The organism is Sphingobium sp. Leaf26, from assembly GCF_001421665.1.
GTDB lineage: Bacteria > Pseudomonadota > Alphaproteobacteria > Sphingomonadales > Sphingomonadaceae > Sphingobium.
Genome location: NZ_LMKV01000001.1, coordinates 345777 through 372472, shown reverse-complemented (window position 1 = coordinate 372472; position 26696 = coordinate 345777). Strand labels below are relative to the sequence as shown.

The window sequence follows — 26696 nt, the reverse complement described above, 5'->3', positions numbered from 1 at the left end:
AGATCATGCGGGCATTTCTTTTTCCGGGACAGGGCAGCCAGTCGGTGGGCATGGGCAAGGCTTTGGCGGACGCCAGCCCGGCGGCGAAGGCATTGTTTCAGGAGGTCGATGACGCCCTGTCGCAGCATTTGTTCCGCATCATGGTGGAAGGGCCGGACAGCGACCTGACCCTGACGGAGAACGCTCAGCCCGCGATCATGGCCAACGCCATCGCCACGCTGCGCGTGATGCAGAAGGAAGGCGGCTTCTCGCTGAGCGACAAGGGCGATTATGTCGCGGGGCACAGCCTTGGCGAATATAGCGCGCTGTGCGCGGTCGAGGCGTTCGACATCGCCACCACCGCGCGCCTGCTGAAGCTGCGCGGTCAGGCGATGCAGGCGGCCGTGCCGGTGGGCGAAGGCGCGATGGCCGCTTTGCTGGGCGCCGACATCGACAAGGCGCAGGCGCTGGCCGACGCGGCGGCGCAGGGGGAAGTGTGCACCGTCGCCAACGACAATGATCCCTCGCAGGTGGTGATTTCGGGCCATCGCGGCGCGATCGAACGGGCGGTTGCTTTGGTGAGGGACCATGGCATCAAGCGCGGCGTGCTGCTGCCGGTGTCCGCGCCCTTCCATTGTCCGCTGATGCAGCCGGCCGCCGAGGCGATGCAGGCGGCGCTGGCCAAGGCCACGATCAACGCGCCGCTGCTGCCGGTCTATGCCAATGTCCTCGCCGCGCCGATCGCCGACCCCGAAGACATCAAGGCGCGTCTGGTCGAGCAGGTGACGGGCCGCGTCCGCTGGCGCGAATCCGTCGCCGCGATGTGGGACGCGGGCGTGACCGAATATGTGGAAATCGGCGGCAAGGTGCTCGGCCCCATGGTCAAGCGCATCGCGCCGGACGCCACCGTGCGCAGCATCGTGACGATGGACGATATCGAGGCCGCATTGGCGGCATTTTAAACTTTTCCCGTCATCCCCGCGAAGGCGAGGATCCATCTCCCGACGTCGCAACAGGCCAAAAGGTCAGGAGATGGGTTCCCGCGTTGACCTGCGGTCGGCCTTCGGGTCGCGGGAATGACGAACAGATTGGATGAAAGGCATCTTTATGTTCGACCTTACAGGCATGACCGCGCTGGTGACCGGCGCTTCGGGAGGGATCGGTTCCTCGATCGCCAGGGCGCTGGCCGGGCGCGGTGCGACGCTCGCGTTGTCGGGCAGCAATGAAGACAAGCTCAAGGCCTTCGCCGCCGAACTGGGTGGTGACCACAAGACGCTGGTGTGCAACCTGTCCGATCCGGCCTCGGTCGATGCGCTGGTGCCGCAGGCGGTGGAAGCGCTGGGGGGCAAGGTCGATATCCTCGTCAACAATGCCGGCATCACCCGCGACAATTTGATCCTGCGCATGAAGGATGAGGAATGGCGCGATGTCATTTCGGTCAATCTGGAAGCCGCCTTCCGCCTCGTCCGCGCGGCGGCCAGGCCTATGATGAAGGCGCGCTTCGGCCGCATCATCTCCATCACTTCGGTCGTCGGCGTCACCGGCAATCCCGGTCAGGCCAATTATTGCGCGTCTAAGGCGGGCATCATCGGCATGTCCAAGTCGCTGGGTCAGGAACTGGCCAGCCGTGGCATCACCGTCAATTGCGTGGCGCCCGGCTTCATCCGCTCGGCCATGACCGATGCGTTGAACGATGCGCAAAAGGGCGCGATCCTGACCAAAATCCCGGCGGGCGATCTGGGTAGCGGCGACGATATCGGCGCGGCGGTCGTCTATCTGGCGAGCAAGGAAGCGGGCTATGTCACGGGCCAGACGCTGCATGTGAATGGCGGCATGGCGATGATCTGATCGCTGGCAGCGATCAGACAGGAAGAGGGGCCGGGCGCTGCGCGTTCCGGCCCTTTTCAATATCCCGCGCGTTTCAGCACCTGCTTGACCGCGGCGATGGTCTTCACCTTCGCCACCGTGTCCGGTCCGTCGCGCCGCCCGCAATCGCACGCATATTGTTTGAACAGGCGTTCGGCCGCCTTCACCGGGACCAGCGCTTTCTGGCCCGGTTTCCAGTCGTCCAATATGCGGATGCCATACATGGTGCCGCTGACGTCATAATGGCGGATGTCCCAGGCGAGCAGGACGATCAGTTCCTTCGCCTTGTCCCGGTCCGCATTGGCAAAGCCGATGGCGAGTATGCGGGGTGCGCCGCCTTCCTGTTCGCCCACGGTGACCTGAACGGGCGGCCGCGCCATATGTTCGTCCAGAATCACCAGTTGCCGCTCTTCCTCCCCGGCAGAGCCAGTGAGATAATCCGCAAACACCCAGGGCCGCCCATTCCATGTGGCGGGGGTGACGTTCACCGCCTCGGCCGGCAGGCCAAGCCGTTGCGCTGCCCGATGCTGGGTGCTGGCGGCATGGTGTTGCGCCATCGCCTGCGGCGTGATGCCCAGCGCCAGCAACAGCGCGGCCACATGTTTCACGCTTCGATCCTCCGCAGTTTCACGCCACGAAGCGTGAACGCGCCATCCAGCAGGATGGTCCGCCGTACCGCCAGCGCCAGCACGGCGATGGCGGCGATCAGGTTGACGGGTACATGGGTCAGTTCCGACAGTGCCCGGCCGAACAGCGGCGCAAGCCAGGCATAGGCCAGCCATGTCGGCTCCCACGCCAGCGCACCGCGACGCTTCATGTCCGCCGCCAGGAACGCGATGGCGACACCCAGCAGCACGAAATCATAATCCAGCACATAAGGGGTGCAGAGCAACGCGGCGCTCAGAGCCGCCGCGCCGCGCACCTCCATCGATCCGCGCCGGGCCGCCAGTGCCGCCGCCGCGATCGCGATCGCCGTGACGATGCCCTGCACGGCATAGGCGAAGGGGATGGCGCCGCCCCATTGGCGGATGGCGGAGAAGGGGCTTTGTATCTTTTCCCAGCCGGTCGCGCCTGCCTCGATGATGATATGCTGTGTCAGCGGCAGGGACTCGCGGAACGCCTGCCACACCGGCCAGCCCCAGATGGCGAGCGTCAGCAGGCATAGCGCCGTGACGGTCAGGCCCGCCGCGATGAAGGCTCGCCAGTTGCCCCGCGCCATGATCAGGATCGGGATCAGCACCGCGAATTGGGGCTTGTAGACCAGCGCACCGAGCAGCATCCCGGCGATCCAGGGCCTGCGCTCGAGCAGCAGCATGCCCGCGCCCAGCAGGCTGGCGGTCAGGAAGGCATTCTGGCCATGGCCCAGGCACACCAGCACCACCGGCGCGCCCAGCGCGGCCAGAATCGCATCGCGATCGCCCGGCAGGATGCGCCGGATCAGGCACAGCGCCAGCAGCAGCGTCATCCCCTGCCAGATCAGCAGCGCGGCGACATAGGGGAATTGGGCGAGCAGCGTGGCGATGATCAGGAAGGGCGGGGGATAGTGCCAGCCATAGAAGGGAATGGCGGGATCATGATGGACCTGCTTCTGGACCGCATGCTGGGTCGGCCACTCCCACGCTTCGGGCGCGTGGCCATGATCGGCCATCCAGCCCGCCGTCCAGACATTGGAAAAGTCGGTGCCAAGCGGCCGGCCGAGCGAATCCACCGTGCCATGGGCGGTCGCGAACAGGGTGAGCAGGCCGATGACGGTCGCCGCCAGCACCAAAATCGCGGTCAGCCGAACGCGCGCGCGGGTGACGAAAGAATCGGGGGAGGGAAGGGCCGCCATGGCCCTGTCCCTCGCACGAAGTCGCTGAAATTTTGGTAAATAGGCCGTAACCATTCCCCAAAAGCGCGGTTTTTATTGCCGCCTGGTTGCGATAGCGAATGAAGGGGCTTGGCGGCCTTCCCTCTTGCCTCTATCGGGGCTTGGCACTAGGGCATTGCCTTAACGGTTATTCACAACCACCAACGATACCAGTCAAGAAGGACCACTCATGAGTGAGACCGCGGATCGCGTAAAGAAAATCGTCGTCGAGCATCTGGGCGTTGAAGCCGAAAAGGTGACCGAGGATGCCAGCTTCATCGACGATCTGGGCGCGGACAGCCTGGACATCGTCGAACTGGTGATGGCGTTCGAAGAAGAATTCGGCGTCGAAATCCCCGATGACGCTGCCGAGAAGATTGCGACCGTCAAGGACGCGATCGATTATATCGACAGCAAGCAGGCGTAAGGCGCTTTCCGGCCTGATCCCTTCCGGGAAAGGCCGCGCTTACGCATAAGAGACGGCTCCTCCTGTCCGGCCATCGCCGAGCGTGGGGAGCCTTTTCGTATCTGGCGCGCGGCTTGAAAGCGCGCTTTAAGTGGCTAGATGGGCGGCACAAAGCCCATGAGAGATTTCGGAGCAAGCATATGCGTCGCGTCGTTGTAACCGGCCTTGGCATGGTCAGCCCGCTGGGCGGGAATGTCGAAACCAGCTGGAAGAATATCATTGCTTCCAAATCGGGCGCGGCCACGATCGCCCGCTTCGACGCCAGCGAATATAAATGCCGCATCGCCTGCGAAGTGAAGCCCAAGGACCATGAATATGGTTATGACGCTTCGTTGGATGTGGATCACAAGATCCAGCGTCAGGTCGATCCCTTCATCGTCTACGGCATTTCCGCCGCCAGCGAAGCGCTGCGCGACGCGGGCCTGGACAATATGTCGGAAGAAGAGCGGCTGCGCGCCGGTTGCTCGATCGGTTCGGGCATCGGCGGCTTGCCGGGCATCGAAAGCGAATCGCAGGTGCTGGCCACCAAGGGGCCGAGCCGCGTGTCGCCGCACTTCGTGCATGGCCGCCTGATCAACCTGATCTCCGGCCAGGTGTCGATCAAATATGGCCTGATGGGGCCTAATCACGCCGTCGTCACCGCCTGTTCCACCGGCGCGCATTCGATCGGCGACGCCGCGCGCATGATCGCGATGGACGATGCCGACGTCATGCTGGCGGGCGGTGCGGAAAGCGCGATCTGCCCGATCGGTATCGCCGGCTTCGCACAGGCGCGTGCGCTCTCGACCGGCTTCAACGACACGCCGGAAAAGGCGTCGCGTCCCTATGACGTCAACCGCGACGGCTTCGTCATGGGCGAAGGGGCGGGCGTGGTCGTGCTCGAAGAATATGAGCATGCCAAGAAGCGCGGCGCGAAAATCTATGCCGAAGTGATCGGTTACGGCCTGTCGGGCGACGCCTATCACGTCACCGCGCCGCACCCGGAAGGCAGCGGTGGTTTCCGGTCGATGCAGATGGCGCTTAAGAAGTCGGGCCTGTCCCTTGAGGATATCGACTATGTGAACGCGCACGGCACATCGACCCCGCTGGGCGACGAGTTGGAACTGGGCGCGGTCAAGCGTCTGTTCGGCGACAACCTGTCCACCATGTCGATGTCGTCCACCAAGTCGGCCATCGGCCATTTGCTCGGCGGCGCGGGCGCAGTGGAAAGCATCTTCTGCATTCTCGCCATGCGCGACCAGATCGTCCCGCCGACGCTGAATCTCGATGAACCGAGCGAAAGCTGCAAGGGTGTGGACCTGGTCCCGCACGTCGCCAAGGAGCGCAAGGTGCGAGCGGTGCTGAACAACTCGTTCGGCTTCGGCGGCACCAACGCCTCGCTCATCATGAAGGCGATCTGAGGCAGGACGGCGTTGCTGTTCCCCGGCGAAGCCCGGGGTCCAGTTCAGAGCAAGGGGCTGGACCCTTGTTGGGAGTCATGCGCCTCCCAGCAACTTTGCCGGGGAACGGTGTAACGATATGGCCAGACGATCCAGCACTCCAAACCGGCGCCTGGGCTGCATCGTCCTTCTGATCGGCCTCCTCGTCGCGGCCTTCATCGGTTTCCGCTTCGTCTATGGCTGGAGCGAGAAGGGGCCGGCGACGCAGGATGTCAGCGTCATCGTGCCGGAGGGATCGACCCTGTCCGACGCCGCCGTGCTGTTGAAGCAGGCGGGCGCGGTGCGATCGGCCGACGCCTTCCTGACGCGGGCGAAGGTCTTCGGCGCAGGCAAGTCGATCAAGGCGGGGGAATTCACCATCCCCGCCGGCGCCAGCAACAGCGACATCCTCTCCCTCCTGCAAGGCGGCAAGACGCTCACCCGCCTCGTCACCATACCGGAGGGGATGCCCTCCATTTTGGTCTATGAGCGGCTGATGGCCAACGACCAACTGACCGGCGACATCAGAGTGCCGGAGGAAGGCAGCGTGCTGCCCGACAGCTATGCCTTCGACAAGGGCGAGCCGCGCGCTGCCGTGCTGAAACGGATGCAGGCGGCGATGGACAAGACGCTGGCCAAGCTGTGGGCCGAGCGCGCGCAGAATCTGGTGGTGAAGACGCCGCGCGAAGCGATCATCCTTGCCAGCATCGTGGAAAAGGAAACCGGCGTGCCGGCGGAGCGGCCGATGGTGGCCGGCGTCTATGCCAACCGCCTGCGCACCAACATGATGTTGCAGGCGGACCCGACGATCATCTACCCCATCACCAAGGGCAAGCCGCTCGGCCGTCGCATCCGCAAGTCGGAAATCGCGGCGGTGAACGATTACAACACCTACGCGATGGTCGGCCTGCCCAAGGGGCCGATCGCCAATCCGGGTCGGCTGTCCATCCTGGCGGTATTGAATCCGGCGCAGACCAGGGCGCTCTATTTCGTCGCCGATGGCAAGGGCGGGCATATCTTCGCCGACACCTATCAGCAGCATAATGAAAATGTGCGCAAATGGTTCGAAATCCGCCGCGCGCGCGGGGAGTTGTAAACGCTATTTTCCGTTCGGCCTCAGGGAGAACGGGCGGGGGTCAGACGATGACCCCCTTCACCTGCTGCGCTTTGGCATAGCGCCATTGCACGATCGCGATGACGAATATCAGGATCGGGAAGGCGGTCGCCACCACCACGCCCTTGATCGCGATGACGGGGGTGGCGGCGAAGACATAGCCGAACTGCACCACCACCGCGATCAGCGAGAGCAGGAACAGCGGCACCGCCGCGCGCCTGCGCAGCAGCAGGAACAGTGCGCCGCCAAAGCCCGCCAGCACGGCGACGCCATAGTCCAGCCACAGCCAGGCCGGCATCGCCGCGAATATCTTCGCGCCGCCGGGGTCAGTTTTGGCCAATTCGTTCAGGTCCATCAGATATTGCATGACGAAGGACGCGATACCCATCAGGTTCCATAGCAGGAACGCGATGGCGATGAGGATGAAGGAACGTGGTGCCGACATGATGATCCCCTTCCGCTACGACGGCGCAATGTTGCGCAGCCGTCATGATGGCATCCTACGCCTGCTTGCGCGCGGACGGAAGCCCGTGCGATGAGCGCGCCGATCATCGTCACGGCGCTGCTGGGCGCTGCCGATTTCGCCTGGGCGGACGGCCTGCGCCGCGCTCATTTTCCGCCGGAGCGCAATGTCCTGTCCGCGCATCTGACGCTGTTCCACCATCTGCCACCCTCCGCGCTGGAGGAGATCGCCGCGCGGCTGAAACGGTTGTGCGCCGGTCCGCCGCCGTCCGCGCGCCTGACGGAGGTGATGCTGCTGGGCCGGGGCGTGGCGTTTCGTGTGGACAGCCCGGCGCTGATGGCGATGCGGGATGATCTGGCCGATGCCTTCACGGGCCTGCTGACGCCGCAGGACCAGGCCCGCCCGCGCCTGCACATCACGGTGCAGAACAAGGTCGCGCCGGATGAAGCGAAGGCGCTGGCGGCATCGCTGCGCCAAGATTTCCACCCGTGCCCGCTGGCGATCGCGGGGCTGGCCGCCTGGCATTATCGCGGCGGGCCATGGGAACTGGCGATGAAGGCGATGTTCAGGGGGTGACTTCCAGCCCTGAAGCAAGGTGTTGGAGCAGGGCAGCAAGTGCCAACGCCTCCACCTCGTTCATTTCTATCGGATATTCATGGGATCGCGTGTTTTGATGTGGATGCCACCATCTATCCACACCGTAATGCCCTCTACCGGGTGATAGGTTTGAACCACACCGCCTCCCGATCTCCGTTCGCCCCGAGCCTGTCGAAGGGCCGTTGTCCTCTTCAAAAAAAGAACAGGGCATCGACAGGCTCAGCCCGAACGGACCTGGATTGTTCAGGCCAGCCCCACTTCCTTCAACGGTACGCTGGCATCGCCCAGTTGCGCCACGTCCAGCGCCGCGCCGGCGATCACATGGGCGCGGCCCTGCACATAGTCCTTGACCATGTTGACGCAATCGAGCGCAATCACCTTGCCGCCTTTCAGGTAGACGATCGAGAAGCTGCGGCTCGCCGGATCGCCGCGCGTCACGGTCTGGTCGAACCCGGTCGACAGGCCGACGGTCTGGAGCTTCAGATCATATTGGTTCGACCAGAACCAGGGCACGGCGTCATAGGCCTCTGCCTTGCCCATGATATGCGCGACCGCGACCTTGGCCTGATCGTTCGCATTCTGCACCGATTCCAGCCGCATCTGCGCGCCACCGGCAAAGCGGTTGGCATGCGCCGCGCAATCGCCCACGGCATAGATGTCGGGCAGGCTGGTGCGGCAAAATTCGTCCACGTCCACGCCATTGCCGCCCGCCGCGCCTGCCGTGATCAGCGGCCCGGTTTCGGGGATGATGCCGATGCCCACGATCACCATGTCGGTTTCGATCCGCTGGCCATCCGCCATCAGCACCGCGGTCGCCTTTCCGTCCGTGACCTCGATGCAGTCCATCCGCGCCCCGGTGCGCAGGTCCACGCCATGGGCGCGATGCTCCGCTTCGTAGAAGCGTGACAGGTCCTCGCCCGCCACGCGCGCCAGCACCCGGTCCAGTGCCTCCAGCAGCACCACCGTCTTACCGAACTTGGACAGCACCGCCGCCGCCTCCAGCCCGATATAGCCGCCGCCGATGATGGTGACATGATTGATGGAATCAAGCTTCGCCATCATCGCGTCGACATCGTCGCGGCGACGCACGGCGTGGACGTTGACCGCGTCCGCACCGTTGCAGGTCAGCATGCGCGGGCTACCGCCGGTGCACCAGATCAGCTTGCCATAGCCGATCTCTCCGTCGGCCACGGTCACGAACTTGCCTTCGGGATCGACGCTCTTCACGCGCTTGCCCAGCAGCATGTCGATCTTGCGTTCTTCCCAGAAGCTGGCCGGGCGGATCAGGATCCGGTCGAAGCTCTTGTCGCCGGCGAAATATTCCTTCGACAGCGGCGGACGCTCATAAGGCGGATAGGCTTCGTCGCCGATCATCGCGATCGTGCCGTCAAAGCCAGCCTGTCGCAGCGCGATCCCCGCCTGCGCCCCCGCATGGCCTGCACCCACGATCAGAACGTCATAATAACTCATGCCGCCAATATCCTCTTGCCCTGTTTGCGACGCTGCTTGGCGCGCTTTGCCGGGGGAGGCAAGAAGGATTGATTTTGTAGGAGATAAAAATTGGTAGCGGAGGAGGCGCTAAAACTTTCGTATCAGGCAGGTTCAGAGCGTCCCCAAGTCCACTGTAAAATCAGCGATTTATATTGCAGTATGTTCGCGGTCGGTCGCCCTCATTTGCCTGAATCCACATCGAAACGTGGGAACGAAAGTGGGACGATTTTTGGCCTCATAATGTGGGAACCGAGGCGAAAAATTCCCTAACAGGGAACCAAACCCGATGGCACTGACAACTTTGAAAGTGAAAAACGCGAAACCCGGCAGGCATACCGATAGCAGAGGTCTTTGCCTGCTCGTGAAAGACAGCGGCGCGCGCACATGGGTTTTGCGAATGCAGAGAAACGGGCAACGCCGTGACTACGGGCTGGGATCAGCGTTGGACGTATCGCTAGCCGAGGCACGGGAAGCAGCAACAGCGTTACGCCGCCGTGTTCGAGAGGGCTTCGATCCAGTTGCCGAGCGTCGGAAGGCGCGAAAGATCGTGCCCCATTTCGAAGCCGCGACTCGGATTTGTCATGAGACGCTGCGTGAAGGCTGGAAAGGTGGACATCATGCAAAGTGGCTGTCCAGCTTCGAAAAGCACGTCTTCCCTAAAATCGGCAAGAAGCCGGTAGACCAAGTGGACAGCGCCTGCGTGGTCGAGGCGCTCGCGCCAATCTGGCTCGAAATACCGGAAACCGCCCGCCGCATCCTCCAACGCATCAGCGTCGTTCTGGATTTTGCGCACGTCAAGGGATGGGTGCCGGAGGAAGTGTCACTCCGCTCCGTTCGGAAAGGGCTTCCCCGCCAGAACGACAAGCGCGGTCATATGGAAGCCATGCCCTATGCCGAAGTCCCGGCGCTCATGCAGAAGCTTGCGGGAGCTTCGCCCACAACCGGGCGCGATGCCTTGCGTTTTACCATCTACAACGCTGTGCGGTCCAATGAGACGCGCTTTGCGGTGTGGTCCGAGTTCGACCTTGATAATGGCATCTGGAGCATTCCCGGCGAGCGCATGAAGGCGCGGGAAGCCCATATTGTACCGCTTTCCGCGCCTGTCGTTGCGCTGCTGCGCAAGCGTTGGAACGAGCGCACCAGCGACACCGGGCTTGTGTTCTCACATAATGGCGAGAAGCCGATCAGCGATGTAACTATGACCAAGCTGTTGCGAGATGACGGAATCGCAGGGATAACGGTCCACGGCTTCCGTTCATCCTTTACCGATTGGGCAGCGGAGCGAACGCGCTTCCCGAAGGAAGTTGCCGACAAGGCGCTGGCGCACAAACTGCCCAACAAGGTAGAAGCGGCTTATCGCCGGACCGATTTTTTCGACAAGCGGCGCAGCCTCATGGCGCGTTGGGCCGAGTATCTCGACCGCACAGAGACGCAGATCGGCAAGGGGAAGGACGCCGCATGAACGGCGTCCGACCCTACAGCGCTCCGCGTTGCCGCCTGACCAAATCGTGCAGGCTGGCGGTGGTGATACGGGTTGCCTTGCCAAACTTCACCGTTTCGACCTCGCCAGCCGCGATCAGTTCATAGAGCTTGGTGCGACCGACGCCGATCATGCGCGCCGCTTCATTGACGCGGACGCAGATTGTATCCGGGGGCGGGAGCGCGGTCACTGCGCATGGCTCCCGGCCCGTTCCTCGCGATAGCTAACAGGATCGGCCATCCAGCGTTCGACGGACGACTCCCGCCAGCCAGCGCCATGAACGCTAATTCTAATTTGCGCGGGAAATGTCCCGTCCGCAATCTTGCGGTAAAGGGTGGAACGGGAAAGCCCGGTGCGGGCCAGAACGGTCTTCAATCGAATGATACGATCAGTGTTGGACATCGACTTATTCCATACATGCGCCAGTTATGCCTTTCCCCCATGAGAGTTGAACAATGCGGGCCGTCCCTCTGCCCGCAAGGGGCAATCGGCGCGCATAGGGCTATGGCGGGCCTACGGCGGCAAATGTCGAGGATCGGCGGAGATTTCGCGCATGTGGCGGCAATAGCGGATCATCGGTGGCCCCAGACGGCAAGCGGCGGTCGCCTTTTGCCGGGATTGGGCAGGGCAGTGCCTTGCAAGGGCCAGCAGCGGGCGCTTAGCCCTCGAAATGATAGCAATCGACCTGTTCGAGTCGCACGCCATGGCGGACCTCTTTTTGACGACCCGCCAAGCCGTCTTTTGCTATGCCTCCTGTGCATAAGCTGTCTCGCTTTTTCCTGGCGCGCAAGGGGATAGGAAGTAGAGTTCCGGAAGTAGGCACTACACTGCCGCTTTCGGCATTTCAGTGCCGATTTGCACATCGTAGTGGCACTTGCGCCAAAGAACTCTGCGGTTTCCCGATGGCAATTGTCATGCGATTGAATTACATGTGAGCCGAAGGAGTGATCCCATGGCCAACAACGCGCTTATTCAGACCCGAATCGATTCGGACGTGAAGGACCGTGCCTCCGCCGTGTTTGAGCGGATGGGGCTCACGGTATCAGACGCCGTGCGCATCCTTCTGACCCGCACCGCGCGCGAGGGCGTTGCTCCCATGGAGCTGCTGGTCGAGCGGCAAGCCTACGACCAGTGGTTCCGGGCGCGAGTGCAGGAGGCGCTGGACGATGATCGGCCCGACATTGACGACGCGGAGGTTTCCGCGCGATTTGCTGAGCTTCGCGCGAACGCGCGAAAGGGCCTCAAGCCGGTGCAATGAAGCTCGCTTGGTCCAATCGGGCGACGACTGATCGTCTGGCGATATTCATTTGGATTGCCGAGGATAACCCTCAAGCCGCCGCCGATGTAGATGATCGGATCGAGGCAGCAGCCCAGCGCCTCAAAGACTTTCCAAATAGCGGGCGTCCGGGCCGGATCGACGGCACGCGCGAATTGGTGATCGCGCGCACGCCCTATATCGCACCTTATCAGATCATCGGGGATACCGTCCGCATCCTTCGCGTGATCCATGGCGCGCGCATGTGGCCCCAGGACATTCCCCCGGAGTAAAAACCGCTGAACGCTGCCGAGATTGGCCGACAGCGGAATGTCGGGTCATCGTCAGGGATGGGCGGATAGCGATCCTAGGCAGGCAGACGACCGTGCTGCGGCGCGCGCACGGGCGGGCTCGAACCAGCCTGTAGAGCTCGGCGGAGCGGGCATCTTTGAGGTAAATGCTAAGCGATCTTCTTGTATGCCTCTGTTGCGGCTGCATTAAGCAGATCATTCTTAAATAAACGTATCAGGTCTAAAACTTCCTCGACTAGTGGGCCAAAGTCTCCAGATTTCAGATCAAGAAACTCTCCGTGAGCAATTTTATTGCGCCGCCCCACAAGGCTTGAATCAATCAAATTGAATTTCGTTTCGTAGGGCGTAGTGGACACTCCAACTGATTTAGCAATGTTTTCGAATACGCTCGACGACAGATTAGACTCTGTGTTCACCGCGCCTGCCATTTTTAACGCGGCCAAATCGCCGAGAGAACCCCTTATAAATTCAATAGCCTCAATATTTGGTGTCGATTTCCTTGAGGCAACAAGGGTATTTAGTTTTCCTTTTAGGCCAAATACAATGAAGCAACTCATTAGTTCTTCGTATTTTAGCCCTCGATTAGAAACATATTCCAAATAGAGCTCAGCGGAACGTTTTACGAAACCTTCCCAATGAGCGTAAAGCAAAGCTACGCCTGCGCGCGTGAATGCTTTGCTCTTTTGCCCGCCCTTGGCCGACTCAACACGGAACGTGCCAACCTCCTTGATGCGCCAAGCTAACTCTTGATCCATCGCGTCTTGTAACTGAAGCAACGTTCGAACAGCGGCCATACAAACCTCAAGGCTTTATCAGTGCTTCCGCCACTGGGAGTAGCTTGGACAAACGGGTGGTGCCCCTTACTCCTGCCCCTGAGTTTTCTATGAATACCGGAACGCCGTTGAGAGATTTAGCCTTTGCTTCAATTGCTTGGCTTCGGTTCGGATCACCCATTGCCTCGTACGCAGCGAGGTTCTTTGAAAGTCCAATCGCCAACACTTCAAAAATCGACATCAAGAATTTTCCGGAGAAATTCTGACCGTCCCAACGTTGGAAAGCCTTACCATCAAGAGCGGTGTTCAAGAAGTCAAATGTCTTGTTAAAGATGGCTTCTTCTGCACCCCTGTCGAAGTCAACTTTACTGGCGAGATTTAGCAGAGCGTCGTCGAGGTATTCATGAACATCCATTCCACTTTGATACGGAATGTTACGAAAAGCAACAAATCGAAGAACCATCTCTACCCCTGCCTGCGACTCTAGGGCAGCTGCGGTCTGGCGTGTCGTCGTAACAAAGGCTGCATAATTTGAAAGTTTTACCAACCAGTCAAAGAATTCTTTATTGATCGAGACCGCAATGCTGTTTCGGACTTCCTGAGGGCTAAGGTCAGCACCACCAGTGTTCAAACGTTGAAATAGTTCATACTTCGCCGTCTGAGAGCTGCCAGCCTGCAGGATTTCAACTCTCACTCGGGACCGCTTCACAGCCAGTTGGGTGGGGACGCCGATTCCATCGCCCGCACCCTCTGCGGATTCGGTCCATCGCTTTCCAGTCAGGCTGGGCAGAAACCTTGTACCATTGAGCACCAAGGGACCAAGTTGATCGGCGCGTTCGCCTTTAAGGTCTCCGGTCAATTGGAGAATCGTAGAAACCCGCTGAAGACCATCGATAAGTTCCCAGATTCCTTCGTCATCCTGATGAACGAAGATGGGAGGGAAAGGGATGCCGAGAATAATCGATTCGATAAAACGCGTCTTTCGTTCATCATCCCATCGGAAAAGCCGTTGGAACGCGGGCGCGATCACGAGTTCTTCGTTCTTGTACAGATTGATGACCTCGCCGATTGACATATCGTAACCATCGGTGACGACCGTTTGTCGTGCGTCTTTGATTTCGTCTTCTAGGCTCATCGGAATCCGTCCCCGTAGGTAATTTATGGGAGGTATTAAGCATTTGAGTGGGCACTTCCAGCCTGAAGGCTTTATTCGGAAGACGGGATGGGGAGCGATCCGCCCCTTTTAGCCAGCCTTACCCTGCTCGTTCTCGCGTCGCTCAACTTCCCGTTCCAGCACTTCCCGAATGAAGGCTGCACGGCGCTGCCGCCCCACCAGCTTGTCAATCCGCTCGCCGAGACCTTCGGGCAATCGGATGTTGGTTGATTTCACGTTGAGCGGTGGCCTTCCCATAATTGCGTCGTAACCGCACGTGGCACCCGTTCAATCAGAACCAGAATAACCGGTGCCGGTTATTGATCATAGCCTTCCTTTTATGCTATAAGCGGTGCCGCTTAATACTTCGAACGCATCCTCGATGCGGCCGGGACGGCGAACTGAGGAAGGCAGGCCATGATTTCATCCGATTCTCGCTTGAGTGATTCGCAGATCAGCACCTCGCGCCGCGCTCTACTGCGCGGGTTGGCAGTCGCTCCGGTGGCGGCATCTGTCGTTGCCTCCGCCTGGGGTGGCACATTGGCGGCGCTGCACCGGCGCTACGATGATGAACCCGCGAGGATAGAGCGGACGAAAGAGGGGCGAAGCATAAGCCGTTTCCGCTATCACAATGCGGAACGGTGGATGACCACGCTGGAAGCGGATTTCCTCATCGAGCCGCGACATGCAAAAGAAGCGCTGCATCAGGCGGGTTTCGTGACCCAACAGGCCCTGTGCGCCTATCTGCTGGATATGGGCTTTGCCGATACGTGGAACGCGAGCCACATCAGGCAGGATATCGCCAAGGCGCTGGCCTACGCCAATGCCTGCGGCTTTGGCCATGATTGCCCCGACATGGCGCGGTTGGCGGCGGTCCTCTCGCCCTATTGGAAATGGGGCTATCATTATCATGAATGGGAGGAAGACCGGCCCCGCACGGGCGGCTTCATTCCCGCCACGATCACGCCCCTTGTCCGTGCCTTGGTAGATCGCGTGCATGACGTGACCGGCCACCCGCGCCCGAAGGGTTGCCAGCGTCGCCCACAGGAGGCGCGGTCATGATGCTGCGCACTGATGCCGACCATCTGCCCGCGCCGATCCGTGAGGAACTTCTTCACGTCGCCACAATCGTCTTCGAGGCGTTTGAGGAAACGACCAAAGGCCGATGTTCCGAACATTTCCGGGCGGGCCGCATCCTCACCCTGATCCTGCACGGCCCCCATGCCGAGAAGGATTGGGATGACATCGGGCCGGGGGAAGCGTTCCGCGTGCTTGCGATCGTGAACTATCCGCGCCTTGCCCGCAGCGAACGGGATTGGCGGCTGGTGCGCGACCGGCTACGCCGCGCATGGGAGCATGGCGAAATTACCCGTCCGGTACGGTTATCTGTGGAAAGCCTTGAGCGGGTCAACGGCGCGCTTGTCGATGGCGTCCCGCATTTCGTCACCATCGCCGAGCAGGGCATCGCGCTATACCAAATGGAGGGCTTGCGGCTGAAAGAGCCTCACCGCCTTCCGGTGAGAGAACGGGCTATCCGGGGTGCGGTGGAGTTCATCCGGTGGCATGAGCGCGGCACCGGATTTCTGGCTGGCGCGGCTTTCTATCGGGACCGAGGTGATGCGCCGATGGCGGCGCTGATGCTGCATCAGGCGTGCGAACATTTCTATTTGTGCGTCTTGCGATCCATCAGCCTGCACGCTCCGCGCACCCATGCGCTCGATGAACTGCGCGAGGCGGCGGAGGCGCTGGACCCGCACCTATGTTCGGCATGGCCGCGAGACAGCCGCTTCGAGCGGCGCGCGTTCGGCTGCATCCGACGTGCGTATGTCGAAGCGCGCTATGGGCGATCCTACCGCATTTCGGGCGAGGAATTGTCATGGGCGTTCGCGCGGGTGGAGATATTGCAGGAACGGGCAGCGTTCGCCTGCGCGGATCATCAGGCTTCGCTCGCCGCAAGCCTGCCAGCGCCAATGCTTCCGCCGCCCGCAGAACCTACAACGGCGGTAGCGCTTTCCCAGCCTGCCCGCCGCGCAAATATGCTGCAACGGACATGGCGGATCGTGCGACGTGTTGCCCCGCCACAGGGCCGATGGAATCCGCTCGTTTCCGTTCGCCGGTTCTGGCGCTCCGGCAGATGCAGGGACTGGGTTGACCATCTGCCCTTGGCGATTGTCTGCCTGTGCTTCTTCATGGCGGGTGCCGAGGCAACGCTATGGCGGGTAAAGTCCGCGCAAGTCGTCCGTTCCAAACCCGCCGACCTGTCCGCCGTACTGGACTTCGACGTGCGCGCGGACACGGTGCTTGGCGCGGTCATGGATGTTGCGCAGAGGGCGGGCTACCGGGTCAAGGCCAACGAGGACATTTGGGCAGTGCGGTGGACCGGAGCCTATCGCGCTAAAGCCACGACCTTCGACGCGCTCGCGGACATTCTCTATGGCTCCGGCCTGTGTCCTGCGATCCGAGAAGACTTCATCACCGTGCGCTATTGCGACAAGAGCAGCCCGCCCATGGCGGCGATGGTCGAGTATCAGGCAGAACGGGACAGCAATGTGCGCTTGTCGGTTTCGCGCTAACTGCCGCCCTGTTCCGCTTCGAACGCCCGCTTGCCCTTGCGCTTCCACAGTGCAAGTGCGTTGGCGCGTTCCTCGCCGCGCAGCCGGTTGGCGACAGTAAGGAACGCGCCGTAAAGCGTCGCGCGGTCGTCGTCGGTCAGATCGACCAGCCCCGCCTTGATGACGAGGCCACCCAGTTCGATCAGATGCCGCGTTCTCTCCCGCCGCTTGACCTGCCAGTCTCGCATGTCGGTTCGCGCTTTCCGAGCCTCAAGCCGATGCCGCGCCGCCGTCGAGCGGGAGTGTGCCGCTTTGCTGGTTAGAAGGTCCGCCCGCAGGTTTGCCGCCTTTCCCGAGAAAGAACGCCGCGCCCGTCTTGCGCCATCCCTCCTTTGTCGCGGCATCTTTTACCGTGGCGGCATGGATCAATGCCCCGGCCAATATATCGGCGTCGAGCGCATCGGCCCCGGTCGCTGTCACCAGTTCGCCAAGTTGCCTCACGCGTCGTTCCCTTAGCGCCTTGGCCTTGTCGGCCAGGGCTTTGAGTTCCGAATCAAAATCGCGTGGCTTGTCCGAGAAATTTTCGAGAAGGGCGCGCTTATACGTCGTTCCGACGTGCGCTTGAGCATAGTAGATGGACGATCGTCATGGCGATCTTCCACTTCTCCRTTCAGGTCATCAGTCGCGCTGCGGGCCGCTCCGCCGTCTCCGCTGCGGCCTATCGCGCGGGCGAACGCCTGCACGACGAGCGCCTTGACCGCGACCATGACTTCCGCGCCCGCTCCGGCGTCGAGCATAGCGAAATCATGTTGCCCGAAGGCGCGCCGGAACAGTGGCACGACCGCGAGCGGCTGTGGAACGATGTCGAGGCATTCGAGAAGCGCAAGGACGCCCAGCTTGCCCGCGAGGTCGAGTTCGCCATCCCGCGCGAAATGACCAAGGCACAGGGCATCGAACTGGCCCGCGATTTTGTGTCCGCTGAGTTTGTGGATCACGGCATGATCGCCGACCTCAATGTGCATTGGGACCCTTCGACTTCGCTCAGGGGAGCCATAGGGGCAGACGGCCAGCCCAAGCCGCACGCCCATGTCATGCTCACCATGCGAGAGGTTGTGCAGCGCGAAGACGGCACCCCTGGCTTCGGGGCGAAGGTGCGTGAGTGGAACGATCATGAGAATGTCGAGCGCTGGCGCGAACGCTGGGAGACCCACGTCAACACGCGCCTTGCCGAACTCGACATCGATGCGCGCATCGACCGCCGCAGCCTTGCCGATCAGGGCATCGACCTTGAGCCGCAAAGCAAAATCGGCGGCCCCGCGCACCGGATGGAGCGCCAGGGGTTAGAAGCCGACCGCGCCGAAATGCACCGCGAGATTGCGCGTGAGAATGGCGAACGCATCATCGCTGATCCCGGCATCGCGCTCAACGCCATCACCCACCAGCAGGCCACATTCACCAACCGCGATATGGCGATGTTCATTCACCGGCATAGTGATGGGCAGGAGCAGTTCAACGCCGCCATGCGCGCGGTTAGGGGATCGCCAGACCTGATCGCCCTGGGCAAGGACGGGCGCGGCGACGATCGGTTTACCTCCCGCGAGATGATCGAGACCGAGCAGCGGATGAGCCGCGCCGCTGACCGGCTTGCGATGGACCGGAGCGATGGTCTCTCGGCGGCGACGACCTACGCCAACCGCGCCGCCGAGAGTGGTGGCCTTGCTCTGGGAGCAGAGCAGGAAGCCGCGCTGCGCCATATAACGGGCGAGCGCGGATTGTCACTGGTGCTGGGTTATGCCGGGACCGGCAAAAGCGCCATGCTGGGCGTGGCCCGCGACGTGTGGGAAGGCGCAGGGCTTAATGTTCGCGGCGCGGCGCTTGCGGGCATCGCCGCCGAGGGACTGGAGAACGGCTCCGGCATCGCGTCGCGCACCATCGCTGCACTTGAACATGGCTGGGCGCAGGGTCGCGACCTTCTGACCGCCCGCGACGTGCTGGTGATTGACGAGGCGGGCATGGTCGGCACACGCCAGATGGAGCGCGTGCTGTCCCATGTCGCCGACGTTGGCGCTAAAGTTGTCCTTGTCGGCGATCCGCAGCAATTGCAGTCGATCGAGGCAGGCGCGGCGTTCCGCGCGATCCATGAGCGCCATGGCGGCGTCGAGATCACCCAGGTTCGCCGCCAGCATGAAGGATGGCAGCAGGACGCTACACGGCATCTGGCGACCGGCAGGACCGGGGAGGCCATTGCCGCCTATGCCGACAAGGGCATGGTGCATCAGGCCGAGACGCGCGAAGACGCGCGGCGCGATCTCATCGAGCGTTGGGATCGCGAACGGCGAGCCGATCCCGACGCCAGCCGCATCATCCTGACCCACACCAATGCCGAGGTGCGCGACCTCAACGAGGCAGCGCGCGCGGCGATGCGCAATGCGGGTGAATTGGGCGACGAGCGCCAGGTGAAGACCGAGCGCGGTGACCGCCTATTCGCCTCTGGCGACCGCATCATGTTCCTGCGCAACGAGCGCAGCGTTGAGGTGAAAAACGGCACGCTAGGCACCATCGAACATGTGAGTGAAGGGCATATGTTCGTCCGCACCGATGACGGGCGTTCCGTATCGTTCGACACAAAAGACTATCGCGACCTCGACCATGGCTATGCCGCTACCATCCACAAGGCGCAGGGCATGACGGTGGACAGGGCGCATGTGCTGGCGACGCCGGGGATGGATCGGCATGGGGCTTATGTCGCGATGTCCCGCCACCGTGATGGCATGGCGCTCTATTATGGCCGCGACGATTTTCGCGATCAGTCCCGGCTTGTTCGCACGCTCTCACGCGAGCGCGGCAAGGATATGGCGACCGACTACACGCACGCCGACCCTGCGAGGGAATATGCCGAGCGGCGTGGCATCAGCTTTGGCGAGCGGATCGCGGAAATCGTCAGGCCCATCGTCGAGAAAGCGCGGGGGATCTTCGACAATTTCCGGCCGAACATCCAGCCGCAGCAGGAACGCGACATATTTGCGGGCTTCCAGCCGAAGGCCGAGCCGCCCGCGCAGGAGCGGGCCGTTCAGCGCCAGCCCGAACATGACACGCAGCCGATGCGCGCAGGCGGCGTGCGCGGTGCGGTGGAGCGCTATGCCAAGGCATGGCAAGCGATCCAGCAGACGCGCGCGCAGGGTCTCGACGCCATGCCACACCAACGCGAGGCGTTCTACAGGGCGCGCGATGCTCTGGACGCAATCCGGCCCGAAGGTTCTTCGGACCTCAATAGCGCGTTCCGCAGTAGTCCGGAGCTTGTCCGCGAGGCCGCCGAGGGGCGCGGCCAAGCCGCCGTGCGGGCGATGCAATTGGAAACCGAAATCCGCATGGACCCCCTCCAGCGGGCCGACCGGTTCGTGGAAGGCTGGCAACAGTTGCAGCGCCATCATGCCGAGTTGGTGCGCGACGGCAATTTCCGGGGGGCGAAGAGTGCCGCACAGCAGATGGCAGGCATGGCTAAAAGCCTTGAGCGCGATGCCCAGCTTGAATCGGTGCTGGGCCTGCGCAGTCGCGAACTTGGGCTTGAGATCGGCCAGCAGATGGGCCGCAGCCTGTCCCACGATCTCGCATCCTCCATTCCCTTCGATCACGGACGCGACATCGGTCGCGGCATGAGCCGCTAACCCAAGGAGACCATGACATGGACGACGAGCAGAGCCTTCTAAACGAACCGGAGCCGGAACCCCGGCCCAATGCCGCCGCCGAGGCGTTCGCGCACCTCTCGGAGCGGGTTGCCGCTATGGAAGAGCGGCTGGACGGGCGCATGGCGGTGATGGCCCGCGCGCTTGAGCATATCGCCATCGAGAGGCAGAGCATCGAATTCCCCGATTATGGGCCGACACTCGCCAAGATGAACGGCTATCTCGCGACGCTGGCCGGGCAGACCAAGAAAATCATGGAAGCACCCGCCATGCAGTTGACGCCGGAGAGCATGGCGGAGCGGATCATAGGGTCAGCGGAAACGGCGCGGGAAACAGATAAGGCGACCATCAAGCAGGCACAGGGGCTTCTGCGCGAAGCCCATGCCGATCAGATGCGGGCTATCGGCGCTAGCCGCACCAAGGACCAGCAGCGCAGGCACAGCCTTTACGCAGGAATAGGCACGGCGCTGGCGGTATCGCTCCATTGGCTGTTCTATCCGGGATGGGCGGCGAACCTTGCGCCCCAAAGCTGGCGCTGGCCCGAACGGGTCGCGACGCGCACGATGGGTGAGGCGTCGCCATGGGATGCGGGCATTCGCCTGATGCGCGCCGACAACCCGGAAGGCTGGCAGGCCATAGTGAACGCCGCTGACATGACGCACGAGAACCGCGACGTCATTGCCGCTTGCGAAAGGGCGGCGGAAAAAGCCAAGGAGCCGGTACGCTGCAACATCATGATACGGGTAATGATCGACTAGATACCATCAGGCGGATCATTCACGATAGCCTCCAGCGCCACAGAATGCTTCCAAAGGGGGTTTGGTCTGGATAAGCCGCAATTATTGAGATACTTTCTCAATAATTTTTAAGCAATTGGCGGGCATCCGTCTAGGATCGCCAGCATAGCAAAGGAGCGACATGTCCATTTCTTTGAAGAAAAACGCTTCCGTAAGTCTAAAGAAGGAAGGCGGTGACGGCCTTTCCGCAATCATGCTGGGCGTGGGATGGGATCTTGCGTCGTCTGGCTTCTTGGGAAAGATTCTGGGTGGTGGAGGCGGAAGCATCGATCTTGATGCGTCTTGCATAGCCTTTGATGCGTCAGGCGGGGTGGTCGACACAGTCTGGTTTCAACAATTGGTCAGCAACGACCGTTCGATTCGCCACAGCGGCGACAATCTGACTGGCGAAGGCGATGGTGACGATGAGTCCATCGCGATTGACCTTAAAGCTCTGTCGGCAAATGTCGAAACGCTGGTGCTGACCGTAAACAGTTTTCGCGGCCAGACTTTCGACAAGGTGAAAAACGCCTTTGGCCGGGTCGTTGACAGCCGCACCAACCGCGAACTGGCGCGCTTCGATATTTCGGACACTGGCTCCCACACTGGATTGGTGCTGGCATCGGTCAAGCGCGATGGTGGTCAATGGACCTTCAAGGCTATCGGTGAACGGACGACGGGGCGCACGGTGCAGGATCTCGTCTCTGTCGCGGCGCGCCTGATCTGAACATCAAGGGTGACGGCATCTATTTCCGTCTAAACCTATGAAGCACGTTACGGGGGAATAGCATGCGGTTACAACGCGGCGAGAAGCGTGGCCTTTCAGATCTGGGTGTCGGCAATAACTGCGCGATTAAGGTCGATTTCGGTCTGGACGGCGTCGATATCGCTGCCTTTGGCCTCAACAAGGATCGAAAGATCGGCGACGATCGCTATGTCGTGCTATTTTCCAACACGGCTTCCCCCGAACACGCAATCACATTGCAGCCGTTATCGGATACGGCGCTTTTCAATCTCGACCTCGACAAACTGCCGCTCATGATAGACCGGGTCGTCTTCACGGCGACCCATGACGAGCGCCCTATCGCTGAATCGCGACCGTTGATTGTGACTGTGGACGGCGTGAAGGCGTCGTTCGACGTCGCTGAACACCTCACCACCGAGAAAGCGGTGATGATGATCGAGATTTACCGGCACAGCAGCGGCTGGCGTATCGGCACGATTGCCGCCGGGTTTGCCGGCGGTCTTGCGAGCCTGATTGCGCATTTTGGAGGCGACGTGGCAGATCCACCGCCGTCTGCTCCAGCAGCCGCTCCGCCACCACCACCACCCGCTGCGCCCGTCAGCCTGAAGAAGGTCACGTTGGCGAAATCCAACGGTCGAGTAAGCCTCAAGAAAACGGGTTCCACGTTCGGCGAGATTATCCTCAATCTGAACTGGAGCCAGCAGCAGCAGAAACGTGGCTTTTTTGGCGGCGGTGGCAAGAACGTCGACCTCGATCTTGGCGTCTTGTTCGAGATGAAGGACGGCTTCAAAGGCTGCATCCAGGCATTGGGCCGCAACTTTGGCGATTTCGATCAGGAGCCGTGGATCGAGTTGTCAGGCGACGACCGAACAGGTGCAGTTGCGGCGGGTGAAACGATCCGTGTGAACGGCCGCTTTTTCGACAACATCAAACGCCTTGGCGTGTTCGCTCTCATTTATGACGGCGTCCCTAACTGGCAGCAGACCGATGGCGTGGTGCGCATGACCATACCTGGGCAACCAGAGGTGGAGGTGCATCTGGACGAAGGTCGCGACAATTGCCGTCTTTGCGGGATAGCCGTTATCGAGAATGTGAACGGCGTGCTCCAGATGGATCGGCACATGCGATATTATCAGAGCCAGAAGCCATTTGCCGACGACATCGGGATTATTCTGCGTTGGGCAGCGGGTTCGAAGGACTGACGCGCCGAGGCTATAGGATCGCATTTCCAAAGCCTGCCGCATGGCCTTGATAGGAGGAATATGAAGAACTTCTACGGATCGATCGTCTTCACGATCGCCGCGCTGCTGCTGGCGGGCCTGTTGGGCTATGAGCAGACCGGACTGATGGGACCTGCTCTTCAGATGGTGTTCCTGGCTTGCGTGCTGGGTGTCATGGAGACGTCGCTCAGCCTCGACAATGCTGTGGTGAACGCATCCATTCTCAAAGATATGGACCCGGTGTGGCAGCGACGCTTCCTGACCTGGGGTATCCTGATCGCCGTGTTCGGTATGCGGATCATTTTCCCGATCCTGATCGTGTCTATCTCCGCCTGGGTGTCCCCGGTTGAAGCCACGCGGATCGCCGTGACGGATCACGAGCTCTACGAACAGATCGTGACCGGCGCCCATGTCGGCATATCCGGCTTTGGCGGGGCGTTCCTGATGCTGGTCGGGCTGAGCTTCTTCTTCGACGAAGATCGCGAGCATCATTGGCTGGGCTTTATTGAGCGCCCGCTCGCCGCTTTCGCAAAGGTGCCCCTGTCGCCCTACATCGCGACGGCTGCCATCATTGTCGGCCTATCTTTCATGATTGCGGGACATGAGCAGCAGACGTTCCTCATTGCCGGTCTATCGGGAGTTGCAACCTTCTTCGCGGTCCAGAAATTCGGCGATTGGATCGGAGGCGGCGAAACGGACGCAGCGACCGGCCAGGTCGTCCGCAGCGGCGCAGGAGCCTTTGTGTATCTGGAGTTCCTCGATGCCTCCTTCTCGTTCGACGGCGTCATCGGGGCGTTTGCGATCACCAATGATATTATACTGATCGCACTCGGTCTCGGCATCGGCGCCATGTTCGTTCGTTCCATGACCGTGGCGCTGGTCCGAGGCGGGCATCTGTCGGAATTCCGTTTCCTTGAGCCCGGTGCCTTCTACGCGATCATCGCGCTTGCGACGATCATGCTGCTGAGCATCCGTGTCGAAACCCCGGAGATCGTTACCGGGCTCATTGGCGCTGTGATCATCGGGCTGTCGCTCTGGGCATCTGTTCGGCACCGCAAGCTGTTCCCCGATGAATACGCGGAGGATGGCGAAGCTCAGGCGATTCTGCCCACCGGCGAAATCATCACCAATGCGCATGCGAACTGATCTGTTGGCCTGCGCGAAATTATAACAGTTGATCACAAGGAGTGTTTGAGCATGGCTATTTCTCTTTCCAAGGGCGGCAATGTCAGCCTCAGCAAGGAGGATCCGACCCTCGATGAGATTATGATCGGCCTGGGCTGGGACGTTCGTGCGACCGATGGCGCGGACTTCGATCTTGACGCTTCAGCCTTCTTGCTCGCCGCGAGCGGCAAGGTGCGCAGCGACAATGATTTCGTGTTCTACAACAATAAGGTCGTTGCGGGCGTCGAGCACCAAGGCGACAACCGCACCGGCGAAGGCGACGGTGATGATGAGCAGATCAAGGTCACGCTGTCGAAAATTCCAGGCGACATCGACAAAGTAGCCCTGGTTGTGACGATCCACGAGGGCGAGACCAAGGGCCAGAGCTTCGGCCAGGTGTCGAATGCATTCATTCGCCTGGTCAACCAGAAGAGCGGGACTGAAGTTGTCCGCTACGACCTGTCCGAAGACGCATCGGTCGAAACGGCAATGATCCTGGGCGAGGTTTATCGTCATGGCACCGACTGGAAATTCCGGGCCGTTGGGCAGGGCTTCAAGGGTGGTCTTGGCCCTCTCGCCACCAATTTTGGTGTTAGCGTAGGGTGATTCACACACGGGCCGACGATGGCCGGCCCCTGGCTTTACGATTTCGATTAAAAGGAAAGTAGATGGCTGTTTCCCTAGTCAAAGGCGGCAATGTATCGCTGTCTAAAGAGGCACCCGGCCTCACTTCCGTTACGGTTGGGCTGGGCTGGGATGTCCGGCGGACGGATGGCGACGCCTTCGATCTCGATGCCTCCGCCTTCATCCTTGGACAGAATGAGAAGGTGATAAGCGACGCTCATTTCATCTTCTACAACAATAAAACCTCGCCTGACGGCTCGGTTGTCTATGGCGGCGACAACCGCACGGGAGATGGAGCTGGCGATGATGAGACGATCAAGATCGACTTTTCGCGCCTGCCCGCCGACGTGAAAAAGGTCGTGATCGCCGTAACCATCCATGAGGGCGCCGAGAAGCGGCAGAATTTCGGATCGGTATCCAACGCCTATGCTCGCGTCGTCAACGATGCCGATGGGAAAGAATTGGCGCGCTACGACCTGTCGGAGGACAGCAGCACCAATGTCGCGATGGTCTTCGTCGAACTCTATCGCGGGCCGCAGGGCGACATCAAGGTCAAAGCGGTCGGCGAAGGCTGGCAGAGCGGCCTTGCGGGCCTTGCCGGCGGCATGGGCGTCAATCTAGGCTAAATGATGAGCCGGTATTCCCGTCCTGCCGGTAGCTACTGATGCGCATCTGGTTCAACCGCGGCTATTCCCTCGCGCCGATTTCTGCTGCGATCATGGCCGCGGAGCCTTCCCTCGAAGTCTATGCGAGCGTTGGTCAAGGACTGCCAGCCCGCCCTGGCCCTATAGTGACCTGGGTCGAACCCGAGGGGACGACGGCCGCCTATCTCGATTGGGTGAGCGAGCAGATTAGTTGTTACGGCATCGATGTCTTCGTGCCGACACGATATCGGGCGCTTGTCGCTGCGGCAGACCTGCCCTGCAAGGTGGCGCTGCCAGCCAGCCCTCCAACGCTTGCGCTGCTCGAAGACAAATATGCCTTCGCAGAAGCAACGAGCGCCATCGACTGCCACCTCCCGACCCAGCTCGTCGCCGACAGCGATTCACTGGAGCGGGCCATCGCTGAATATGCAGGGCGAGAAGGCCCGGCAGCGATCCCCTGCATCAAGCCACGCAACGGTGTGAACGGCGAGGGCTTCTGGATTTTGACGAAGGATGGGCCAATGCGCCATCTTCGCAATCCCGATGCCCGCAGGATCCGCAGCGACCTCTACATTTCCGCCCTGCGTGAGCAGGAGCAGGAGGGTGCGGCGCACGACCTTGTCCTCATGGAATATCTACCGGGACCAGAAGTGTCGTTCGACATTTTGTGCCAGGACGGTCAGCTGCTGAAATATGCCGCCCGCACCAAACTGCCCAATGGCGACCAGGCCGTGCAGAGCGCGCATCTGCTCGAACACCATGTAGCAAGCCTCGTCGCGATGTTCGGCCTGAGTGGCGTCGTGAATGCACAGTTTCGACGCCATGCTGATGGCAGTTGGAAAATACTGGAGATCAACGCGCGTCCGGCAGGAGGGTCTGTCTATTCCGAAAGCGTCGGGTGCGGCATTCTGGTTGACTGGGCGCGCCTACTGACTGGCATGATCACGCCCGACAATGTCGGTCGCAACGTTGTTGATACGCACATTCGGTTCGTCAGCAGCGTCGAGCAGGTTTCAATTTAGTGGGGTGCCAGTGAACGCAGCATTGCCCGGTCAGCGTATCGCCATCACGCC

30 protein-coding genes are annotated in these 26696 nt (G+C 61.2%); 20 read left to right on the top strand and 10 right to left on the bottom strand.

The window, feature by feature from the left end; all coding sequences use genetic code 11:
* Nucleotides 1–5 precede the first annotated feature (5 nt).
* Nucleotides 6–941 (top strand): ACP S-malonyltransferase, encoded by a 936-nt coding sequence (gene fabD / locus ASE85_RS01785; protein ID WP_056684221.1) that lies wholly within the window; start codon nt 6–8, stop codon nt 939–941.
* Between the two features lie 145 nt (nt 942–1086).
* Nucleotides 1087–1827 carry a 3-oxoacyl-[acyl-carrier-protein] reductase gene (gene fabG, locus ASE85_RS01780; RefSeq protein WP_056684218.1) on the top strand — a complete coding sequence of 247 codons (741 nt, stop codon included), beginning with the start codon at nt 1087–1089 and terminating at the stop codon, nt 1825–1827.
* A 56-nt stretch (nt 1828–1883) separates the two neighbouring features.
* On the opposite strand, the gene ASE85_RS01775 is transcribed toward fabG, so the two are convergent.
* Both ASE85_RS01775 and ASE85_RS01770 read right to left on the bottom strand, forming a co-directional pair.
* Nucleotides 1884–2453 carry a hypothetical protein gene (locus ASE85_RS01775; protein ID WP_056682529.1) on the bottom strand — a complete coding sequence of 190 codons (570 nt, stop codon included), beginning with the start codon at nt 2451–2453 and terminating at the stop codon, nt 1884–1886.
* The gene (locus ASE85_RS01770) at nt 2450–3676 is read right to left on the bottom strand and encodes a glycosyltransferase family 87 protein (RefSeq protein ID WP_056682526.1); all 1227 of its coding nucleotides are present in this window, start codon (nt 3674–3676) and stop codon (nt 2450–2452) included. The genes ASE85_RS01775 and ASE85_RS01770 overlap by 4 nt, the downstream gene beginning before the upstream one ends.
* 208 nt (nt 3677–3884) lie before the next feature.
* Between ASE85_RS01770 and ASE85_RS01765 the strand changes: the two genes are divergently transcribed.
* The 3 genes from ASE85_RS01765 to mltG all read left to right on the top strand — a co-directional run bounded on the left by ASE85_RS01765 (nt 3885) and on the right by mltG (nt 6674).
* Nucleotides 3885–4121, top strand: a complete 237-nt coding sequence (locus ASE85_RS01765; protein WP_056682524.1) for an acyl carrier protein — start codon at nt 3885–3887, stop codon at nt 4119–4121.
* 179 nt (nt 4122–4300) lie between these two features.
* A complete protein-coding gene (gene fabF, locus ASE85_RS01760; RefSeq protein ID WP_056682521.1) occupies nt 4301–5560 on the top strand; it encodes a beta-ketoacyl-ACP synthase II in 1260 nt (419 codons plus the stop codon).
* A 118-nt stretch (nt 5561–5678) separates the two neighbouring features.
* Nucleotides 5679–6674, top strand: coding sequence for an endolytic transglycosylase MltG (gene mltG / locus ASE85_RS01755; RefSeq protein WP_056682517.1), 996 nt, complete (start codon nt 5679–5681; stop codon nt 6672–6674).
* A gap of 40 nt (nt 6675–6714) precedes the next feature.
* On the opposite strand, the gene ASE85_RS01750 is transcribed toward mltG, so the two are convergent.
* The gene (locus ASE85_RS01750; protein ID WP_056682514.1) at nt 6715–7137 is read right to left on the bottom strand and encodes a hypothetical protein; all 423 of its coding nucleotides are present in this window, start codon (nt 7135–7137) and stop codon (nt 6715–6717) included.
* A gap of 90 nt (nt 7138–7227) precedes the next feature.
* On the opposite strand from ASE85_RS01750, the gene ASE85_RS01745 reads away from it, so the two are divergent.
* On the top strand, nt 7228–7731 hold the full coding sequence (locus ASE85_RS01745) for a 2'-5' RNA ligase family protein (RefSeq protein WP_056682511.1): 504 nt from the start codon (nt 7228–7230) through the stop codon (nt 7729–7731).
* Nucleotides 7732–7995: 264 nt separating this feature from the next.
* On the opposite strand, the gene ASE85_RS01740 is transcribed toward ASE85_RS01745, so the two are convergent.
* Nucleotides 7996–9222, bottom strand: coding sequence for an NAD(P)/FAD-dependent oxidoreductase (locus tag ASE85_RS01740; protein WP_056682507.1), 1227 nt, complete (start codon nt 9220–9222; stop codon nt 7996–7998).
* A 307-nt stretch (nt 9223–9529) separates the two neighbouring features.
* On the opposite strand from ASE85_RS01740, the gene ASE85_RS01735 reads away from it, so the two are divergent.
* The gene (locus ASE85_RS01735; RefSeq protein ID WP_082462614.1) at nt 9530–10705 is read left to right on the top strand and encodes a tyrosine-type recombinase/integrase; all 1176 of its coding nucleotides are present in this window, start codon (nt 9530–9532) and stop codon (nt 10703–10705) included.
* Between the two features lie 13 nt (nt 10706–10718).
* Here ASE85_RS01735 and ASE85_RS01730 read toward each other — a convergent pair whose 3' ends face one another.
* Entirely contained in the window at nt 10719–10913 is a 195-nt protein-coding gene (locus ASE85_RS01730) for a helix-turn-helix domain-containing protein (RefSeq protein ID WP_056682501.1), read from the bottom strand.
* On the bottom strand, nt 10910–11125 hold the full coding sequence (locus ASE85_RS22155) for a helix-turn-helix transcriptional regulator (protein ID WP_021316615.1): 216 nt from the start codon (nt 11123–11125) through the stop codon (nt 10910–10912). The genes ASE85_RS01730 and ASE85_RS22155 overlap by 4 nt, the downstream gene beginning before the upstream one ends.
* A 550-nt stretch (nt 11126–11675) precedes the next feature.
* Between ASE85_RS22155 and ASE85_RS01725 the strand changes: the two genes are divergently transcribed.
* Entirely contained in the window at nt 11676–11981 is a 306-nt protein-coding gene (locus tag ASE85_RS01725) for a type II toxin-antitoxin system RelB/DinJ family antitoxin (RefSeq protein WP_056682498.1), read from the top strand.
* Nucleotides 11978–12271, top strand: a complete 294-nt coding sequence (locus tag ASE85_RS01720; protein ID WP_056682495.1) for a type II toxin-antitoxin system RelE/ParE family toxin — start codon at nt 11978–11980, stop codon at nt 12269–12271. Before ASE85_RS01725 ends, ASE85_RS01720 begins: the two co-directional genes overlap by 4 nt.
* A 167-nt stretch (nt 12272–12438) precedes the next feature.
* On the opposite strand, the gene ASE85_RS01715 is transcribed toward ASE85_RS01720, so the two are convergent.
* Together ASE85_RS01715 and ASE85_RS01710 are read right to left on the bottom strand one after the other, a co-directional pair.
* Nucleotides 12439–13083, bottom strand: a complete 645-nt coding sequence (locus ASE85_RS01715; protein WP_056682492.1) for an MAE_28990/MAE_18760 family HEPN-like nuclease — start codon at nt 13081–13083, stop codon at nt 12439–12441.
* A gap of 7 nt (nt 13084–13090) precedes the next feature.
* On the bottom strand, nt 13091–14197 hold the full coding sequence (locus ASE85_RS01710) for a DUF262 domain-containing protein (RefSeq protein WP_056682489.1): 1107 nt from the start codon (nt 14195–14197) through the stop codon (nt 13091–13093).
* Nucleotides 14198–14284: 87 nt separating this feature from the next.
* Between ASE85_RS01710 and ASE85_RS22770 the strand changes: the two genes are divergently transcribed.
* The 3 genes from ASE85_RS22770 to ASE85_RS01700 all read left to right on the top strand — a co-directional run bounded on the left by ASE85_RS22770 (nt 14285) and on the right by ASE85_RS01700 (nt 16788).
* On the top strand, nt 14285–14446 hold the full coding sequence (locus ASE85_RS22770; protein ID WP_156358150.1) for a hypothetical protein: 162 nt from the start codon (nt 14285–14287) through the stop codon (nt 14444–14446).
* A 186-nt stretch (nt 14447–14632) separates the two neighbouring features.
* Nucleotides 14633–15277: a hypothetical protein gene (locus ASE85_RS01705; protein ID WP_056682486.1), complete on the top strand. Its 645-nt coding sequence runs from the start codon at nt 14633–14635 to the stop codon at nt 15275–15277.
* Nucleotides 15274–16788 carry a HEPN domain-containing protein gene (locus ASE85_RS01700; RefSeq protein WP_056682484.1) on the top strand — a complete coding sequence of 505 codons (1515 nt, stop codon included), beginning with the start codon at nt 15274–15276 and terminating at the stop codon, nt 16786–16788. Before ASE85_RS01705 ends, ASE85_RS01700 begins: the two co-directional genes overlap by 4 nt.
* Here ASE85_RS01700 and ASE85_RS01695 read toward each other — a convergent pair.
* On the bottom strand, nt 16785–17015 hold the full coding sequence (locus ASE85_RS01695; RefSeq protein ID WP_056682481.1) for a conjugal transfer protein TraD: 231 nt from the start codon (nt 17013–17015) through the stop codon (nt 16785–16787). The genes ASE85_RS01700 and ASE85_RS01695 overlap by 4 nt on opposite strands.
* A 22-nt stretch (nt 17016–17037) precedes the next feature.
* A complete protein-coding gene (locus ASE85_RS01690) occupies nt 17038–17304 on the bottom strand; it encodes a conjugal transfer protein TraD (protein ID WP_056682478.1) in 267 nt (88 codons plus the stop codon).
* Nucleotides 17305–17414: 110 nt separating this feature from the next.
* On the opposite strand from ASE85_RS01690, the gene traA reads away from it, so the two are divergent.
* From traA to ASE85_RS01650, 8 genes are all read left to right on the top strand, one after another.
* Nucleotides 17415–20432 carry a Ti-type conjugative transfer relaxase TraA gene (gene traA, locus ASE85_RS01685; RefSeq protein ID WP_056682474.1) on the top strand — a complete coding sequence of 1006 codons (3018 nt, stop codon included), beginning with the start codon at nt 17415–17417 and terminating at the stop codon, nt 20430–20432.
* Nucleotides 20433–20449: 17 nt separating this feature from the next.
* Entirely contained in the window at nt 20450–21208 is a 759-nt protein-coding gene (locus tag ASE85_RS01680; protein ID WP_056682471.1) for a DUF6118 family protein, read from the top strand.
* Between the two features lie 160 nt (nt 21209–21368).
* Nucleotides 21369–21953: a TerD family protein gene (locus tag ASE85_RS01675; protein WP_056682468.1), complete on the top strand. Its 585-nt coding sequence runs from the start codon at nt 21369–21371 to the stop codon at nt 21951–21953.
* 62 nt (nt 21954–22015) lie between these two features.
* Entirely contained in the window at nt 22016–23173 is a 1158-nt protein-coding gene (locus ASE85_RS01670; RefSeq protein WP_056682465.1) for a TerD family protein, read from the top strand.
* A 60-nt stretch (nt 23174–23233) separates the two neighbouring features.
* Entirely contained in the window at nt 23234–24337 is a 1104-nt protein-coding gene (locus tag ASE85_RS01665) for a DUF475 domain-containing protein (protein WP_056682462.1), read from the top strand.
* A gap of 51 nt (nt 24338–24388) precedes the next feature.
* Nucleotides 24389–24961: a TerD family protein gene (locus ASE85_RS01660; protein ID WP_056682458.1), complete on the top strand. Its 573-nt coding sequence runs from the start codon at nt 24389–24391 to the stop codon at nt 24959–24961.
* Nucleotides 24962–25023: 62 nt separating this feature from the next.
* Nucleotides 25024–25605: a TerD family protein gene (locus ASE85_RS01655; RefSeq protein ID WP_056682455.1), complete on the top strand. Its 582-nt coding sequence runs from the start codon at nt 25024–25026 to the stop codon at nt 25603–25605.
* 38 nt (nt 25606–25643) lie between these two features.
* Nucleotides 25644–26645: an ATP-grasp domain-containing protein gene (locus tag ASE85_RS01650; RefSeq protein ID WP_056682452.1), complete on the top strand. Its 1002-nt coding sequence runs from the start codon at nt 25644–25646 to the stop codon at nt 26643–26645.
* Nucleotides 26646–26696: the final 51 nt, after the last annotated feature.